At 67.9% G+C, this 16302-nt stretch carries 13 protein-coding genes; 8 read left to right on the forward strand and 5 right to left on the reverse strand.

The features are described from left to right. Positions 1–87: 87 nt before the first annotated feature. Positions 88–1515, reverse strand: a complete 1428-nt coding sequence (locus tag QRO93_RS17980) for an amino acid permease (RefSeq protein WP_164087018.1) — start codon at positions 1513–1515, stop codon at positions 88–90. Between the two features lie 82 nt (positions 1516–1597). Next, complete coding sequence (locus QRO93_RS17985; protein ID WP_180878122.1) at positions 1598–3073, reverse strand: amino acid permease; 1476 nt, start codon at positions 3071–3073, stop codon at positions 1598–1600. A 133-nt stretch (positions 3074–3206) separates the two neighbouring features. Between QRO93_RS17985 and QRO93_RS17990 the strand changes: the two genes are divergently transcribed. Next, positions 3207–3821: an NUDIX hydrolase gene (locus tag QRO93_RS17990; protein ID WP_080374904.1), complete on the forward strand. Its 615-nt coding sequence runs from the start codon at positions 3207–3209 to the stop codon at positions 3819–3821. A 70-nt stretch (positions 3822–3891) separates the two neighbouring features. Here the strand turns inward: QRO93_RS17990 and serA are convergent, their stop codons facing one another. Continuing rightward, positions 3892–5133, reverse strand: a complete 1242-nt coding sequence (gene serA / locus QRO93_RS17995) for a phosphoglycerate dehydrogenase (RefSeq protein ID WP_053449619.1) — start codon at positions 5131–5133, stop codon at positions 3892–3894. A 169-nt stretch (positions 5134–5302) separates the two neighbouring features. On the opposite strand from serA, the gene QRO93_RS18000 reads away from it, so the two are divergent. The 3 genes from QRO93_RS18000 to QRO93_RS18010 all read left to right on the forward strand — a co-directional run bounded on the left by QRO93_RS18000 (position 5303) and on the right by QRO93_RS18010 (position 8890). Next, positions 5303–6691 (forward strand): FAD-binding oxidoreductase, encoded by a 1389-nt coding sequence (locus tag QRO93_RS18000; RefSeq protein ID WP_180878121.1) that lies wholly within the window; start codon positions 5303–5305, stop codon positions 6689–6691. Positions 6692–6753: 62 nt separating this feature from the next. Next, complete coding sequence (locus QRO93_RS18005) at positions 6754–7053, forward strand: DUF2388 domain-containing protein (protein ID WP_006439835.1); 300 nt, start codon at positions 6754–6756, stop codon at positions 7051–7053. 40 nt (positions 7054–7093) lie between these two features. Beyond that, positions 7094–8890, forward strand: coding sequence for a DUF4105 domain-containing protein (locus QRO93_RS18010; RefSeq protein WP_180878120.1), 1797 nt, complete (start codon positions 7094–7096; stop codon positions 8888–8890). Here QRO93_RS18010 and QRO93_RS18015 read toward each other — a convergent pair. Together QRO93_RS18015 and QRO93_RS18020 are read right to left on the reverse strand one after the other, a co-directional pair. Then, a complete protein-coding gene (locus QRO93_RS18015) occupies positions 8868–9944 on the reverse strand; it encodes an ATP-binding protein (protein ID WP_285304308.1) in 1077 nt (358 codons plus the stop codon). The two genes, QRO93_RS18010 and QRO93_RS18015, sit on opposite strands and share 23 nt — an antisense overlap. Continuing rightward, positions 9944–10660 carry a response regulator gene (locus QRO93_RS18020; RefSeq protein ID WP_180878119.1) on the reverse strand — a complete coding sequence of 239 codons (717 nt, stop codon included), beginning with the start codon at positions 10658–10660 and terminating at the stop codon, positions 9944–9946. The genes QRO93_RS18015 and QRO93_RS18020 overlap by 1 nt, the downstream gene beginning before the upstream one ends. Positions 10661–10789: 129 nt before the next feature. On the opposite strand from QRO93_RS18020, the gene QRO93_RS18025 reads away from it, so the two are divergent. From QRO93_RS18025 to QRO93_RS18040, 4 genes are all read left to right on the forward strand, one after another. Next, positions 10790–11938 (forward strand): efflux RND transporter periplasmic adaptor subunit, encoded by a 1149-nt coding sequence (locus QRO93_RS18025; protein WP_180878118.1) that lies wholly within the window; start codon positions 10790–10792, stop codon positions 11936–11938. Positions 11939–11974: 36 nt separating this feature from the next. Further along, on the forward strand, positions 11975–15124 hold the full coding sequence (locus QRO93_RS18030) for a multidrug efflux RND transporter permease subunit (RefSeq protein ID WP_180878117.1): 3150 nt from the start codon (positions 11975–11977) through the stop codon (positions 15122–15124). Beyond that, the gene (locus QRO93_RS18035; protein ID WP_180878116.1) at positions 15105–15497 is read left to right on the forward strand and encodes a nuclear transport factor 2 family protein; all 393 of its coding nucleotides are present in this window, start codon (positions 15105–15107) and stop codon (positions 15495–15497) included. The genes QRO93_RS18030 and QRO93_RS18035 overlap by 20 nt, the downstream gene beginning before the upstream one ends. 83 nt (positions 15498–15580) lie before the next feature. Continuing rightward, on the forward strand, positions 15581–16282 hold the full coding sequence (locus QRO93_RS18040; RefSeq protein ID WP_180878115.1) for a COG3650 family protein: 702 nt from the start codon (positions 15581–15583) through the stop codon (positions 16280–16282). Positions 16283–16302 lie beyond the last annotated feature (20 nt).

A 16302-nucleotide genomic window follows, 5' to 3' on the forward strand; every position in this document is an offset into this window, starting at 1 on the left:
CCCACCCCGCCAAACCCTCAGACCCGCTGTTGCCGTTGACGTTGCCCCAGCGGGTGCAGGGCCGCAGGCCCTGCAATGCAAAACCCCTTACTTCCCCCGCAGACGGCTGTGCTTGAAGCCGTAGCAGAAATAGATCACGAAGCCGACGAACGTCCACACGCCCATCAGCATCCAGTTGTGCATCGTCATCGCCGACAGCAGCGCCAGGCAGCTCAGCACGCCCAGGCTGCAGATCAGCCACGCCATCGGCATGCGGAACGGACGCGGCAGGTCCGGCTGGGTGCGGCGCAGGATCAGCACGCCGGCACACACCGCAGCAAACGCGATCAGCGTGCCCATCGAGGTCAGCTCACCGAGGATGTCCAGCGGGAACAGCGCCGCCAGCAGCGCGATGCCGATGCCGGTGATCACGGTGTTGATGTGCGGGGTGCGGTACTTTGGATGGATCTTGGTGAACACCGGCGGCAGCAGGCCATCGCGGCCCATGATCATGAAGATGCGCGGCTGGCCGATGATCATCACCAGCACCACCGAGGACAGGCCGACCAGCGCGCCGACCTCGACCACCCAGCGCAGCCAGCCCAGCTGCGGATGCGCGGCCACCGCGGTCACCACCGGCTCGTCGGTGCCCAGCAGCTGGTACGGCACCAGGCCGGTCATCACAGCGGCCATGGCGATGTACAGCACGGTGCAGACCGCCAGCGACAGCATCATGCCGATCGGCATGTCGCGCTGCGGGTTCTTCGATTCCTGCGCCGCCACCGACACCGCCTCGAAGCCGATGTAGGCGAAGAACACCATCGCCGCGCCACGCAGCACGCCTTCCATGCCGTACTTGCCGGGGCCTTCGTTGGCGGGGATGAACGGGGTCCAGTTGCTGGTGTCGACGTACTTCCAGCCGACCACGATGACCAGCACGATCAGGCCGGTCTTGAGCACGACCATCGCCATGTTCATCGCCGAGGACTTGCTGATGCCGACGTAGCACAGCCAGGTCAGCAGCAGTACCAGCGCGGCGGCCGGCAGGTTGGCGATCGCGCCGGTCGGGCGCAGCTGCGCGTCGAGTGGCGCGCTGACCAGCGCCGCCGGTAGATGGATGTCGAACTGGCTGAGCAGGCTGAGGAAATAGCCGGTCCAGCTGACCGCCACGGCTGACGCGGAGACGCCGTACTCCAGCACCAGCATCCAGCCGATGAACCAGGCCGAGAGCTCGCCGAAGGTGGCATAGGTATAGGTGTAGGCGCTGCCGGACACCGGCACCATCGAGGCGAACTCGGCGTAGGCCAGTGCGCAGAAGGCGCAGCAGATGGCGGCCAGCACGAACGACAGCATGATCGCCGGGCCGGCGTGGTTGGCGGCGGCCTGGCCGGTGATGACGAAGATGCCGCCGCCGATCACCGCGCCGATGCCGAGGGCGGTCAGCCCCCAGGGGCCGAGGTGGCGGCGCAGGCTGAGGCCGTTGGCGTCTTCATGGGCGGCATGCGGGTGCTTGGTGGCCCACAGTTGCTTGAACATGTGTGGTGGTCTTGTCGAAGCGCGCCGCCAGGGGCGCGCGGGGAAAACGGACGGGCCGGCGCGAGGCCGGCCCGTAGGCGGATCAGGGTGACTTGGCCAGCTTGCTGTTGCGGATGCCGTAGCCCAGGTAGATCAGCAGGCCGAGCAGCGTCCAGCCAACGAACAGGTGCCAGTGCACCACGAACGCCTGCCAGAACAGGAACAGGCAGGTGGCCGCGCCCAGCGGGCAGATGATCCACACCATCGGCACGCGGAACGGGCGGTGGATCTCCGGCTTGGTACAGCGCAGCACCAGCACGCCGATGCAGACCGTGGCGAAGGCCAGCAGGGTGCCCATCGAGACCAGTTCGCCCAGCACGTTCAGCGGCACCAGGCCGGCCAGTGCGGCGGCGATCACGCCGACCACGATGGTGGCGACGTACGGGGTGCGGAAGCGGGCGTGGACCTTGCCGAAGAACTTCGGCAGCAGGCCGTCGCGGGAGATGGTGTAGGCGATGCGGGTCTGGCCCATCATCATCACCAGCACCACCGAGGACAGGCCGGCGATGGCGCCGATCTCGACCAGGGTCTTCAGCCACGACAGGGTCGGGTAGGGCTCCAGCGCGGTGGCCACCGGCTTGTCGGTGCCCAGCAGGTGGTACGGCATCATGCCGGTCAGCACCGCGCAGACGATGATGTAGACGATGGTGCACACCGCCAGCGAGCCGAGCAGGCCGATCGGCATGTTGCGCTGCGGGTCCTTGGTCTCGCCGGCGGCGGTGGAGACCGCATCGAAGCCGATGTAGGCGAAGAACACGATGGTGGCCGCGCGGAACACGCCGCTCCAGCCGAACTCACCCGGCACACCGGTGTTTTCCGGGATGAACGGCTGCCAGTTGGCCGGGTCGATGTGGGCCGCACCGATGCCGATGAACAGGCAGATGACGGTGACCTTGATCGCCACGATGATCGCGTTGACGAAGGCCGACTGGGTCACGCCCACGTACAGCAGGCCGGACACCGCCGCCACGATCAGCACCGCCGGCAGGTTGAACAGCTTGCCGGAGGAGACGAACTCGCTGCCGGTCCAGGCGATGGGCGCGGCGCTGAGCAGGTCCGGGAACGGCATGTGCAGCGTAGTGGTGATGAAGCTGATCAGGTACGCCGACCAGCCCACCGCGACCGAGGCCGAGGCGAACAGGTACTCCAGCACCAGGCACCAGCCGATGAACCAGGCCATGCCTTCGCCGAGGGTGGCGTAGGAGTAGGAATAGGCGCTGCCGGAGACCGGCATCATCGCCGCGAACTCGGCGTAGCACAGGCCCGCCAGCGCGCAGGCGAAACCGGCAATCACGAACGACAGCATGACGGCGGGGCCGGCGTGGTTGGCCGCGGCCTGGCCGGTCAGCACGAAGATACCTGCGCCGATCACCGCACCCACGCCAAGCAGGATGAGGTGTTTAGCCGTGAGGGTCCGTTTCAACGTGGCTTCGCCGTCCAGGCTGCCTTCGATGGGTTCGCCGGCATCGACGTGCCCGGCCGGCTGGACCGGCTTGACCCTCAACAGAGCTTTCAGCATGCAGTACTTCCTAGTGATCGGATTGGGTGGGCCGCCGATACGTTGCCGGCAACCCTGGAATGGTGAAGGCCGCGCGAACGGCCCGCTGTACCTTAGCCAAAGCTGAAGCCAACGCACAAGCGCAATCGCAACAATGAACGGCGATAATGAGCAGTATTTTTCCAGACGCCGCCCATTCATGAGCCAGACCGCCGAAACCCTTGCCGTGCTTGACGATCGCCTGCGTGGCCTGCTGCGGGACTATGCCCGCCGTGAGCCGGCCCACGACGCAGTGGCTGCCGAATTCGGCACATTGTTGGACGATCCGGAAGATCCATTCCGGCGCGAACGGCTGGCCGGCCACTTCACCGCCAGCTGCTGGCTGGTCAGTGCCGACGGCCAGCGCCTGCTGCTGACCCACCACCGCAAGCTGCAGCGCTGGCTGCAGCTGGGCGGCCACGCCGACGGCGACCGCGACCTGGCCCGGGTGGCGCTGAAGGAAGCCGAGGAAGAATCAGGCCTGGGCGGCCTGGTGCTGGAAGACCCGGCCATCTTCGATCTGGACAAGCACTGGATTCCAGAGCGCAAGGACGTGCCGGGGCACTGGCACTACGACGTGCGTTTCGTGATCCGTGCGCTGGGTGGCGAAGCCTTCGTGCTCAGCGAGGAATCGCTGGAGCTGGCCTGGCGGCCGGTGACCGAAGTCGCGGCCGACCCGCAGTCCGATGAATCCATGCAGCGCATGGCACACAGGTGGCTGGCACGTTGAGATAAAAAGGGGACGGAGGGGATTAAGTCGTTTGTGGCATCAACGACTTAATCCCCTCCGTCCCCTTTTTTCAGTACAGGATGCGCGTGCGCAGCGTGCCGGGGATCGCGGCCAGCTCGTCGCGCACTGCGGCGGCCTGTTCCTCGCCGGCGGTGATGTCGATCACCACGTAGCCCACCTTCGGGTCGGTGCGCAGGAACTGGCCGTCGATGTTGACGTTGTGGCGCGAGAAGATCTCGTTGACCTTGGACAGCACGCCCGGCACGTTCTGGTGGATGTGCAGCAGGCGCAGGCTGTCGGCGTGCTCGGGCAGGGTCACTTCCGGGAAATTGACCGCCGACAGGGTGCTGCCGTTGTCGCTGTAGCGCACCAGTTTGGCGGCCACTTCCACGCCGATGTTGTCCTGCGCTTCCAGCGTGCTGCCACCCACGTGCGGGGTCAGGATCACGTTGTCGTGGCGGGTCAGCGGCGATTCGAAGATATCGCCATTGCCCTTCGGCTCGACCGGGAACACGTCCAGCGCGGCGCCACCGACGTGGCCGCTGGCCAGCGCCGCGTCCAGCGCATCGATGTCGACCACGGTGCCGCGCGCGGCGTTGATCAGGTGCGCGCCCTTGCGCATCTTCGCCAGCTCGGTGCTGCCGATCATCCACTGCGTGGACGGGGTTTCCGGCACGTGTAGGGTGACGATGTCGGCGCGGGCGAGCAGATCGTCCAGGCTGGCCGCGGCCCGGGCATTGCCCAGCGCCAGCTTGGTTTCCACGTCGTGGAAGATCACCTGCATGCCCAGCGATTCGGCCAGTACGCCGACCTGGGTGCCGATGTGGCCGTAGCCGATGATGCCCAGCGTCTTGCCACGCACTTCATGGCTGCCGCTGGCCGACTTCGACCAGCCGCCGCGATGGCACTCGGCGTTCTTCTGCGGGATGCCGCGGGTCAGCATGATCGCCTCTGCGATCACCAGCTCGGCCACGCTGCGGGTGTTGGAATAGGGGGCGTTGAATACCGGGATGCCGGCCAGCTCGGCCGCGTCCAGGTCGACCTGGTTGGTGCCGATGCAGAAGCAGCCCACTGCGATCAGCCGCTTGGCCTCGGCCAGCACCTCGGCGCTGAGCTGGGTACGCGAGCGGATGCCGACGATGTGCGCCTCGGCGATGCGCGCCTTCAGTTCGTCCTCGGGCAGCGCCTTGGTGTGCGCTTCGATCTGGCTGTAGCCGGCGGCGCTGAACACCTCCACGGCGGTCTGGCTGACCCCCTCCAGCAACAGCACGCGGATATCCTGCTTCGGGAACGAGGTCTTCTTCGGCGACATGGGGCAACACGGCCAGTGGGACAGGGGCTGACCACTATGCCAGATCGCACCGGCCATGGTGCAGTGCGCAATTGGTTGCATCCGTAGCTATCTGCACGGGTGCGGGGCTGGACGCTGGCGCGCGCCACTGGCACGCTTGCCCGTTCTTCACGCACCGCGCTGGACCGTCATGACCGATTCCCGCATTGCCTCGCTGCAGCAGGCCTGTCCCGGCCTGAAACTGAAGACCGATCCGGCCGACCTGGAGCATTACGGGCGCGACTGGACCCGGCGCTGGACGCCGGCGCCGCTGGCGATTGCATTGCCGGCCACGGTTGAAGAGGTGCAGGCGGTGATGCGCTGGAGCGCGGCCGAGGGCGTGCCGGTGGTGCCGTCGGGTGGACGCACCGGCCTGTCCGGTGGCGCGGTGGCGGCCAACGGCGAGCTGGTGCTCAGCCTGGAGCGGATGAACAAGGCGCTGGCCTACGACGCGGTCGATCGCACGCTGGTGGTGCAGGCCGGCATGCCGCTGGAGGCGGTGCACAACGCCGCGCTCGACCACGGCCTGATCTACCCGGTCGATTTCGCGGCGCGCGGTTCCTGCTCGATCGGCGGCAACATCGCCACCAATGCCGGCGGCATCCGCGTGATCCGTTACGGCAATACCCGAGAATGGATCGCCGGGCTGAAAGTGGTCACCGCCAGCGGCGAGCTGCTCGAACTTAACAAGGGCCTGATCAAGAACTCCAGCGGCTATGACTTCCGCCAGCTGCTGATCGGCTCGGAAGGTACGCTGGGGGTGATCGTCGAGGCGACGGTGAAGCTGACCGACCCGCCGCCGGCCAGCAATGTGATGCTGCTGGCCGTCCCCAGCTTCGAGGTGCTGATGCAGGTGTTCGCCGCGTTCCGCGCGCGTCTGCAGCTGCAGGCCTTCGAGTTCTTCACCGAGCGGGCGCTGGAGCACGTGCTGGCGCATGGTGCGCAGGCGCCGTTCGACGAGGTGCACCCTTATTACGTGGTCACCGAGTTCGCGGCCAACGACGAGGCGCAGGAAGCGGCGGCGATGGCGGCGTTCGAGGACTGCATGGGCAACGGCTGGGTCAGCGATGGCGTGATCAGTGCCAGTGACGCCCAGGCTGCCCAGCTGTGGCGCCTGCGCGAAGGCATCACCGAGTCGCTTGCACGCTACAAGCCGTACAAGAACGATGTCTCGGTGCGGATTTCGTCGATGCCGGCGTTCCTGGCCGAGACCCAGGCGCTGATCGGGCAGGCCTATCCGCATTTCGACGTGGTCTGGTTCGGCCACATCGGTGACGGCAACCTGCATATCAACGTGCTCAAGCCGGACGACACCCCTGACGCCGATTTCGTGTCGCAGTGCGAGCACGTGACCAAGTTGCTGGCCCAGGTGCTGGCCCGTTTCGATGGCAGCATTTCCGCCGAGCACGGCATCGGCCTGGTCAAGAAGGGCTACCTGGACAGCACCCGCGGCCCGGCCGAGATCGCGCTGATGAAGGCAGTCAAACGCGCGTTCGATCCCCAAGCGCGGCTGAATCCCGGAAAGCTGTTCGACGTCTGAGCCGGGCAAATCCTTCACGTACCCGTTACGCTCCACGCATTCCCACAACCGGCTTCGAATCGATGACCCGTCCGCTTGTTCTGCTTGCCCTGCTGTCCCTGCCGCTGGCCGGCTTCGCTTCCAGCTTCGCAGGCACCTCGGCCGGCTCGGCCACCGGTGCTTCCTCCGGTTCCTCGGCCAGCAGCTCGGGCGACGACAAGGTGGTACAGGCCGCACGCGATGATGCCGCTGCGTTCGTCGCCAGCGACGGCCAGATCCGCGGCGCACGCCTGCAGGCCGCACTGGTCCACCTGCGCGAGCAGGATGCCGCTGCCCAGCAGCAGAGCGACCTGCAGCTGGCCCGCGCGCTGCTGGCACGCTGATCCGGCCTTCGGGTAGTGCCGGCCGCTGGCCGGCAACGCCATGACATCTGCACGCAACGCAGCCACGCATGGCGTGGCGCTACTGCTGATCGCCCACGTCGCGCACGCAGCCGACCGCCTGCAGCTCGACCCGGCAGGGCTGAGCCCTGTGCAGCAGCAGGTGGCTGGCCAGACCCTGGCCGATGTGCAGTCACTGCTGCCGGACGGCCTGCTACGTGCCTTGCCGACGCGGGTACAGGTACGCTGGGGCGCTGACCTGCCCGCCGAGGTGCATGGCCGTGCATTTGCTGGCCGCATCACGCTGCGCCGCGACCTGCTGGACGATCGCGTGCCCGGTGCGCGACGGGCGCGACGCAGCGCACTGGTGCACGAACTGACCCATGTCGCGGATCGTGGTGGTGCTGGCTGGTCGCGCAGTACGCGTTGGCGCGATCTGGCCGGGTGGCAGCGCAAACCCTGGCATCTGGGTCGTGGCCACAACGACTTCCGTGATCGCAGCCCGGACGGTTACGAGCTGAAAGACCCGGCTGAGTATCTGGCGGTGAACGCCGAGCATTTCGTGCTGGATGCCGAGTTCGCCTGCCGTCGCCCGGCACTGGCGCAGTGGTACCAGGAGCACTTCGGCACACCGCCGTCGCTGCCGCAGCCGCAGTGCGACCGCCGCGTCCCGTTGCTGCAGGCGGAACCGGAAGAGGGGGCGGCATCACTGCTGCAGCTGGATCCCTCGCGGGTTTACGCGGTGGACTACCTGTTCGCCGAAGGCAGCGCGCAGCCGATGAGCCGCTGGGGCCACAGCATGCTGCGGCTGGTGATCTGCCGGCCAGGCCGCGCGCCGGGGCCGGACTGTCGCCTGGACCTGGAGTACCACCGCGTGCTGTCGTTCCGTGCCTTCGTCGGCGACGTGCAGATTTCAAACTGGCGCGGCCTGACCGGCGGCTATCCCTCGCGGCTGTTCGTGCTGCCGCTGCAGCAGGTGGTGGACGAGTACACCAAGGTCGAACTTCGCGGGCTGCAGTCGTTGCCCCTGCAGCTGGAACGCGACGAGATCGGCAGCCTGCTCGAGCGCGCCGCGCAGGTGCACTGGAGCTATGACGGGCGCTATTACTTCGTCAGCAACAACTGCGCGGTGGAGACCGCGAAGCTGCTGCAGGCCGGTGTGCCTAGGCTCGGGAGCGCCGGCCTGGCGCAGCTGAGCCCGCGCGGGCTGAAGCGCCGGCTGGCGCGCCTGCAGGTGCTGGACGAGCAGGTGCTGGCCGATCGCGATTCAGCGCAGGCGCAGGGCTATTACTTCGCCTCGGCGCGTGACCACTTCCAGCAGTTGTTCGATGTGGCTGCCGGCCAGCTGGCGCTGCCCACGCGCGATGTACGCGGCTGGCTGAAGCTGCCCGCACGGCAGCGGGCACCGTGGCTGTTGCAGGGCGACCTGCGCGCCAGCGCGGGCCTGCTGTTGCTGGAGCAGGCTGCGCAACGGCGTGCCGAACTACGCGCGCGCGATGTGCTCAAGCGGCAGCTGCTGGGTGCACCGGACAGCGCCCAGACCCGCAACCTGCGCGGGCTGCTGGAGCAGAGTGGGCAATGGCTGCGTCCGGGTACGTTACTGCAGGGCGATGGCTATGGATTGCCGTTGGCCGACGAACAGGCGCTCCTGATGCACGCCGTGGCCACTGCCAGTGCGCAGGCGGTGCCGGCGTGGCGGGCGCTGCGCCTGCAGCTGCGCCAGCAGTTGCCGGTGAACCAGCGCGAGGAAATGGATGCGATCGATGCCAATCTGGCCGCGCTTGGTGCACACCTGCGCACGCAGGCCGCCAGCTCGCCTACTGGCGCGGCAGTTCGATGACGAAGCGGCTGCCGCCGGCGCTGCCCGGCATGCAGTAGACGCGGCCACCGTGGGCGTCGGCGATGGCCTTGACCACCGCCAGGCCGAGCTCGCTGCCGCCGCCCTGGCGCGAACGCGAACCGTCGGCGCGCATGAACGGAGTGAAGATATCGGCGTGCAGGGCGGGGTCGATGCCCGGTCCCTCGTCTTCGATGGCCACCTGTACATGCCCCGGCGTGTCATGCACGGCAATCCGTACCTTGCCCGGGCTGGCGTAGCGACGCGCGTTCTCCAGCAGTGCCAGCAGCGCCTGGCGCAGCCGGGTCGGATCGCAGTGCGCGGTGTGTTCCTCGCGGCTGGTTTCCAGTTCCAGCACGAAACCGGCGGTGCGGAACTGCGGGTCGACCAGGGTCATCACCGAATGCACCTCGGCCACCACGTCGGTGCGCGCGCGGCGCACGTCCAGCCGTGCATTGTCGGACAGGCTCAGCACGCGCAGGTCCTCGATCAGGCGCGACAGGCCCTCGACCTGGGCAAGCAGGCTGCGGAACTGTGATTCGTCAGGCTGGAACACGCCCTCGGCCAGCCCCTGCAGGCGGCCACGCAGGATCGTCACCGGCGTGCGCAGCTCGTGGGCGATGGCGGCGTGCCACATGGCCCGCTCGCTCTCCATGTGCTGCAGGCGCCGCGCCATCGCATTGAAGTCTTCGACCAGGGTGGCTACTTCGCCCGGCGAGTTTTCTTCGACACTGGCGCGTGCACCGAGATCGCCGCCGGCCAGCGCGCGGACGCTGTCGACCAGCGAATTCAACGGCGACAGGATGCGGTGCGCAAGCCGGAACGAGGCGGCGATGGCCAGGGCCAGTCCGGTCAGGATCACCCCGACCATCCACGCCAGCTCCGGCCCGGTAGGCAGCCAGCTTTCCGGCTCCTCGGCACTGCCGGGGAAGAACTCGACCAGCACCGCATACAACAGCCACGACGACAGGATCATCATCACGATCACGCCGATCACCATCAGCGACATCGAGACGATGATGTGGCGGCTCAGGCCGGAGCGGCGCAGGGTGCCCATCAGCGGTCGGCCATCAACCGGTAACCGACGCCGCGCACGCTGGCCGGTACATTGAGCATGCCCACCTCATCCAGCTTGCGGCGCAGCTTGCTGACATGGCTGTCGACGGTTCGCTCCAGCGCCTCGCTCTCCGGCAGGCACTCGTGCATCAGTTCGCTGCGGCTGAAGATGCGCGTGGGGGCCAGTGCCATGCAGTGCAGCAGCTTGAACTCGGTGAGGGTGAGCAGGACTTCATGGCTGTAGCCGTCGCCCTCCACGTGCACGGCATGGGTTGCCGAGTCGATCAGCAGCGGGCCCACGCGCAGCGCGCTGGGTGCATCCACGCGCGAGGCGCGCAGCGTACGCCGCAGCACGGCGCGCACGCGCGCAGCCACCTCGGCCGGGTTGAACGGCTTGACCACGTAGTCGTCGGCGCCCATGCGCAGTGCGGTCAGCTTGTCCAGGTCCTGGTCCAGCGCGGTCAGCATGATCACCGGCGTTTCGCCACGCTGGCGCAGCTGGGTCAACACGCTCCAGCCATCCAGGCGAGGCAGCTGCACGTCCAGCAGGACCAGGTCGGGGCGGGCGCTGCGGTGCAGGTCGAGCGCGCCGTGGCCATCGGCGGCACGCAGGGTGCGCAGTCCTTCGCGTTCCAGATAGGCGGTGAGAATATCGGCGATCTCGGCCTCATCCTCGACAATCAGGACGAGGGCGGCCAGGGCAGGGGAGGCATGCATGCGGGGGCGGGGCCTTAAGGTGCTTGCCTCCATCGTATCTCCACAGTTCCTCCATCGAAACCCCATCATCGCCCCGCACACTGCGTTCTTCAGAACCTTTCAGCCGCCCGCGCGGCATTGTGCACAGCAATGAGAACCTTCAGGACTCCGGCCGCGTTGATCGCGGCCTTCGCTCTGGCCATGACGGCCTGCTCCTCCCCCGAAGCCACCCCCGAAGCCGCACCGCGCGTCAGCGTGGTCACCGTCGGCCCGCAGGTGGTGCAGCGTGACGACGAACTGCCCGGTCGCGTGGCCGCGGTACGCACGGCGCAGATCCGCGCGCAGGTGGGCGGCATCGTGCAGCGCCGCCTGTTCGAGCAGGGCGCCGAAGTAAGTGCTGGCCAGGCCCTGTTCCAGATCGATCCGGCGGCATTCCGTGCCGACGTCGATTCGGCGCTGGCTGCGCTGCAGCGCAGTGAAGCGGCGCTGGGCCGCAGCCGCGTGCAGTCGCAGCGCCTGCATGCGCTGGCCGCCGCGCAGGCGGTCAGCCAGCAGCATCGCGATGATGCCAGTGCCGAGTACGAACAGGCGCGCGCGGCAGTGAACGAAGCACGCGCGATCCTGGCCCGCCGCCAGCTCGACCTGCGCTACGCCACGGTCAGTGCGCCGATTGCCGGCCGCATCGACCAGGCACTGGTGAGCGAAGGCGCGCTGGTCGGGGTCGCCGATGCCGAGCCGATGGCGGTGGTGCAGCAGATCGACCAGGTCTACGTCGACGTGCGCCAGCCGGCCGCGCAGTTGGAGTCGCTGCAGCGCAGCGCCGCCGGCGGTGGCGAACTGCCGGTGACGATCATCGGCGCGGCCGGCAAGCCGCTGTCCGAGCGTGGCCAGCTGCTGTTCTCCGGCATCAACGTCGATGCGCGTACCGGTGATGTGATCCTGCGCATCCTGGTCGACAATCCGCAGCGCCAGCTGCTGCCGGGCATGTACGTGCGTGCCAGGGTGCCGCGCGGCGCCCCGGCCAGTGCGCTGACCGTGCCGCAGCAGGCGGTGCTGCGCAGCGCGGGTGGCCAGGCCTATGCCTGGGTGATCGCGGGCGATGGCAAGGCGGTGATCCGCACGCTGGAGGTCGACGGCAGCGTTGATCGCCAGTGGCTGGTCCGGCACGGGCTGAAGGCCGGCGAGCGGGTGGTGGTCGAGGGCCAGGAGCGCCTGCAGGAAGGCGTGGTGGTCGATGCGCGCGACTGGCAGCGGCCGGTCGCCAGCGCCGGTGCGATGCAGGCCGGCAGCAAGGGCTGAGCCTTTCCCGGGCCAGTCTCTCCAGGGAAATCCAACATGGCACGTTTCTTCATCGATCGCCCGGTGTTCGCCTGGGTGCTGGCGATCTTCATCATCCTGGCGGGCGTACTGGCGATTCCGCGCCTGGCCGTGGAGCGCTATCCGGCCGTTGCGCCGCCCAGCGTCAGCATCTATGCCAGCTACCCGGGGGCCAGCCCGCAGACGCTGAACGACGCGGTGGTCGGCCTGATCGAGCGCGAGCTGTCCAGCGTCAAGCACCTGCTGTACTTCGAATCGTCGGTGGATACCTCCGGCGAAGCCTCGATCACCGCCACCTTCAAGCCGGGGACCAACCCGGAGCTGGCGCAGGTGGATGTGCAGAACCGGATCAAGGCGATCGAACCCCGCCTGCCGCGCAGCGTGCGCCAGAACGGCCTGTTCGTGGAAGCGGCCGATTCCGGCTTCCTGATGCTGGTCGGCCTGCGCTCGCCGGATGCCAGTGTCAGTGAGGCGGCGCTGGGTGACTTCATGGCGCGCAACATCATCGAAGAGCTGCGCCGCATCGATGGCGTCGGCCGCGTGCAGCTGTTCGGTGCCGAGCAGGCCATGCGGGTATGGCTGGACCCGACCCGGTTGACCGGCTATGGCTTGACCATGGGCGATGTGGCCGCGGCCATCGAGCAGCAGAACCTGGAGATCTCGCCAGGCCGCATCGGCGATTCGCCGGGCGTCCCCGGCCAGCGCATCACCGTGCCGCTGAGTGCCGACGGCCAGTTGTCTACGCCGGAACAGTTCGCCGCCATCGTGCTGCGCGCGGGCGCCGACGGTTCGCGGGTCGTGCTGGGCGATGTCGCACGCGTGGAGCTGGGCGCACAGAGTTATGCCTGGGGCACGCGGGAGGACGGCCACCCGGCGACGGCGGCCGGCGTGCAGCTGCGCCCGGGCGCGAATGCAGTGCGAACCGCCGCCGCAGTGCGCGAGCGCATGGCCGAGCTGGCGCCGCTGCTGCCGCGTGGCGTGGAGTCGAGCATTCCGTTCGACACCGCGCCGTTCGTCAAGATCTCGATCCAGAAGGTGGTGCAGACGCTGCTGGAGGCGATGCTGCTGGTGTTCGCGGTGATGTACCTGTTCCTGCAGAACTGGCGCTATACGCTGATTCCGGCGCTGGTCGCCCCGATCGCACTGCTGGGCACCTTCGCGGTGATGCTGGCGCTCGGCTTCTCGATCAACGTGCTGACCATGTTCGGCATGGTGCTGGCGATCGGCATCATCGTCGACGATGCGATCGTGGTGGTCGAGGGCGTGGAGCGGATCATGGCTGAGGAGGGCCTGCCACCGCGCGAGGCCACCATCAAGGCGATGCGCGAGCTGACCGGCGCGGTGATCGGCATCACCCTGGTACTGACCGCGGTGTTCATTCCGATGGCGTTGGCCAGCGGCTCGGTGGGCGCGATCTACCGCCAGTTCACCGTGGCGATGGCGGTGTCGATCCTGTTCTCGGCGCTGCTGGCGCTGAGCCTGACCCCGGCGCTGTGCGCGACCTTGTTGCGCCCGAACAGCCATGGTCATCACGGTCGTGGCGGGCTTTTCGGCGCCTTCAATCGCGGCTTCGAGAGGATGACCGGGCGTTACCAGCGCGGCGTGGCCTCGGTGCTGCAGCGGAGCGGGCGGGTGATGGGCGTGTTCGCCGCGCTGGTGGCCGCGTTGCTGCTGGGCCTGCACTGGCTGCCCGGCGCGTTCCTGCCGGAAGAGGACCAGGGCTATTTCATGACCTCGATCCAGCTGCCCGCCGAAGCCACGGCCGAGCGCACCCTGGCGGTGGTCGAAGCCTACGAACGGCACGTGGCGTCGCGCCCGGGCATCGGCTCCAACCAGTCGATCCTCGGCTACAGCTTTTCCGGTTCGGGCCCGAGCGCGGCGCTGACCTACACCATGCTGAAGGACTGGGGCGAGCGCGCCGGTGCCACCGCAGCCGGTGAGGTGGCGGCGGCGCAGAAGGCAATGGCGGCCGTCGCCGAGGGCGAGGTGATGAGCGTGATGCCGCCGGCAATCGACAGCCTGGGGCGTTCGTCCGGTTTCTCGCTGGCCCTGCAGGCACGCACCGGGCAGAACCAGGCCGAGTTGCGTGCGGCCCTGCAGCAGCTGCTGAAACTGGCCGAGGCCAGCCGGCTGCTGTCGGAGGTGCACGCCGATGGCCTGCCGGCCGGCACCAGCGTGCGGCTGGACATCGACCGCGCCAAGGCCGAGGCGATGGGCGTGGGCTTCGAGCACATCAGCAGCACGCTGTCGGCAGCGATGGGCTCGCAGTACGTCAACGATTTCCCCAACAAGGGCCGGTTGCAGCAGGTGATCCTGCAGGCCGATGCGCCGCATCGCATGGAACTGGAGGACGTGCTGAAGCTGTACGTGCGCAACAGCGAAGGCGGCATGGTGGCGCTGTCCGAACTGGTCACGCCGCACTGGACCGAAGCGCCGCTGCAGCTGCAGCGCTATCTCGGTTTCCCGGCGCTGAATCTGTCCGGCGCACCGGCATCGGGCGTCTCGACCGGTCAGGCGATGGCGGAGATGGAGCGGTTGGCCAGGCAGCTGCCCTCCGGCTTCGCCCTGCAGTGGACCAGCCAATCGCTGCAGGAGCGCGAATCGGGCGCACAGGCACCGTGGCTGCTGCTGTTGTCGATGCTGGTGGTGTTCCTGGTACTGGCGGCGCTGTACGAGAGCTGGTCGATTCCACTGGCGGTGATGCTGGTGGTGCCGCTGGGCCTGCTCGGTGCGGTCGCGGCGGTGCTGTTGCGCGGCATGCCCAATGATGTGTTCTTCAAGGTGGGCATGATCACGGTGATCGGGCTGTCGGCGAAGAACGCAATTCTCATCGTCGAGTTCGCGCGGCAGCTGCAGCAGCAGGGGCGCGGCCTGGCCGAAGCGGCGCTGGAGGCGGCGCGGCTGCGCCTGCGGCCGATCGTGATGACCTCGCTGGCATTCGCGCTGGGCGTGGTGCCGCTGATGCTGGCGCAGGGTGCGTCGAAGGAAACCCAGCAGGCGATCGGAACCGGCGTGTTCGGCGGCATGGTCAGTGCGACCGTGCTGGCGGTGTTCTTCGTGCCGGTCTTCTATGTAGTGGTGCAGGGCGCGCGGCAATGGATCGCGCAACGCCTGCGCAGGCGCCGGCCGATGCCGGAAGGATCCGTGGATGGAACGGAACATCGTTGAAGACCTGCATGAACTGCAGTTGATCGCACTGGAGCAGCGCCTGTGCCAGGCACTGCTGGCCGGCGACCACGATGCGCTGGGCACGCTGGTATCGCCAGCGCTGTTCATGATGGATGGCCAGGGCGGGCGCATGCTCGACCTGCCCTGGCTGGGCGAGTGGCTCGCAGGCCATCTGCAGGTGCGCAGCCTGCAGGTGGACACGGTGGAGACGCTGCTGTGCGGGCGGTTGGCGCTGTTGTCCAGCGACGTGCGCCTGGCGGTGTACCGGCAGGACCGCGAGCGCGAACTGAAACTGCGCCTGCTGCGGGTATGGACCTGCAGTTCCGGCGACGGCGGCGCTCAACTGCTGTCGATGGCGGTGCTGGCCGCGTGAGCGTGGTCAGGCCGCTTTCAGGCCCCGCTCACCGCCAGGTGATAGGGTCGAACCTCTCAGTAGTGTCGACAAGGAGTCGAGCCATGCGTGTAGTTCCCAGTCTGTTGGCAGCCTCCCTGGCATTGGTGCTGGCCGCGTGCCAGCCGGCGCAACCGCCGGCTGCGGGCGGCAATGATGCCGCACCGCCGGCTGCGCCCGAACCGGCTGCCAGCCCCGGCACCGGCGCCGGCAGCGAGACCCTGTACCAATGCGGCGATCTGAACGTGCGCGCGACCTTCAATGGCGAGGATGCGGCCACGGTGGTGATTGGCGATCGCACCTTTGCGATGACCTCCGAGCGTGCGGCGTCGGGCGCGAAGTATGGTGATGGCCAGGGCAACAGCTTCTGGACCAAGGGCAGCGATGACGGCCTGTTGAGCCTGAAGGGCGAGCCGGACCGCGAATGCCACGCGGTGGAAGCCATCGAGGGCGATGGCAGCGCCGGCAACGCGGCGTTCCGTGCCACCGGCAACGAACCGGGCTGGCTGGCCGTCGTGGATGGCGACAGGCCCGGCCTGCAGGTGGAAGTGGATTATGGTGAGCGCCGCTTCGACGTGGCCAAGCCCACCGAAGGCGCCGATGGCTGGAGCGGAAAGGCGGCCGATGGTACCGACGTCAAGCTCAGCTTCCAGCGCACCACCTGCCAGGACGACATGAGTGGCGAATCATTCGACGCCAAGGTGAATCTGACCATCGGCACGCGCCAGTACCACGGTTGCGGTAATTTCGGTGCCAAGCAGCCGTAAGTGATCCGTGCAGCCGGGAC

The sequence above is a fragment of the Stenotrophomonas maltophilia group sp. Smal17 genome, assembly GCF_030237045.1.
GTDB classification, from domain to species: domain Bacteria; phylum Pseudomonadota; class Gammaproteobacteria; order Xanthomonadales; family Xanthomonadaceae; genus Stenotrophomonas; species Stenotrophomonas forensis.

Excerpts from the sequence above, each read along its gene's own strand:
- QRO93_RS18025 (WP_180878118.1), top strand. The coding sequence starts at position 10,790 with ATGAGAACCTTCAGGACTCCGGCCGCGTTGATCGCGGCCTTCGCTCTG.
- QRO93_RS17980 (WP_164087018.1), bottom strand. The coding sequence starts at position 1,515 with ATGTTCAAGCAACTGTGGGCCACCAAGCACCCGCATGCCGCCCATGAA.
- QRO93_RS18020 (WP_180878119.1), bottom strand. The coding sequence starts at position 10,660 with ATGCATGCCTCCCCTGCCCTGGCCGCCCTCGTCCTGATTGTCGAGGAT.
- QRO93_RS18035 (WP_180878116.1), top strand. The coding sequence starts at position 15,105 with ATGGAACGGAACATCGTTGAAGACCTGCATGAACTGCAGTTGATCGCA.
- QRO93_RS18040 (WP_180878115.1), top strand. The coding sequence starts at position 15,581 with ATGCGTGTAGTTCCCAGTCTGTTGGCAGCCTCCCTGGCATTGGTGCTG.
- QRO93_RS18010 (WP_180878120.1), top strand. The coding sequence starts at position 7,094 with ATGACATCTGCACGCAACGCAGCCACGCATGGCGTGGCGCTACTGCTG.
- QRO93_RS18015 (WP_285304308.1), bottom strand. The coding sequence starts at position 9,944 with ATGGGCACCCTGCGCCGCTCCGGCCTGAGCCGCCACATCATCGTCTCG.
- QRO93_RS18005 (WP_006439835.1), top strand. The coding sequence starts at position 6,754 with ATGACCCGTCCGCTTGTTCTGCTTGCCCTGCTGTCCCTGCCGCTGGCC.
- serA (WP_053449619.1), bottom strand. The coding sequence starts at position 5,133 with ATGTCGCCGAAGAAGACCTCGTTCCCGAAGCAGGATATCCGCGTGCTG.
- QRO93_RS17985 (WP_180878122.1), bottom strand. The coding sequence starts at position 3,073 with ATGCTGAAAGCTCTGTTGAGGGTCAAGCCGGTCCAGCCGGCCGGGCAC.
- QRO93_RS18030 (WP_180878117.1), top strand. The coding sequence starts at position 11,975 with ATGGCACGTTTCTTCATCGATCGCCCGGTGTTCGCCTGGGTGCTGGCG.
- QRO93_RS18000 (WP_180878121.1), top strand. The coding sequence starts at position 5,303 with ATGACCGATTCCCGCATTGCCTCGCTGCAGCAGGCCTGTCCCGGCCTG.
- QRO93_RS17990 (WP_080374904.1), top strand. The coding sequence starts at position 3,207 with ATGAACGGCGATAATGAGCAGTATTTTTCCAGACGCCGCCCATTCATG.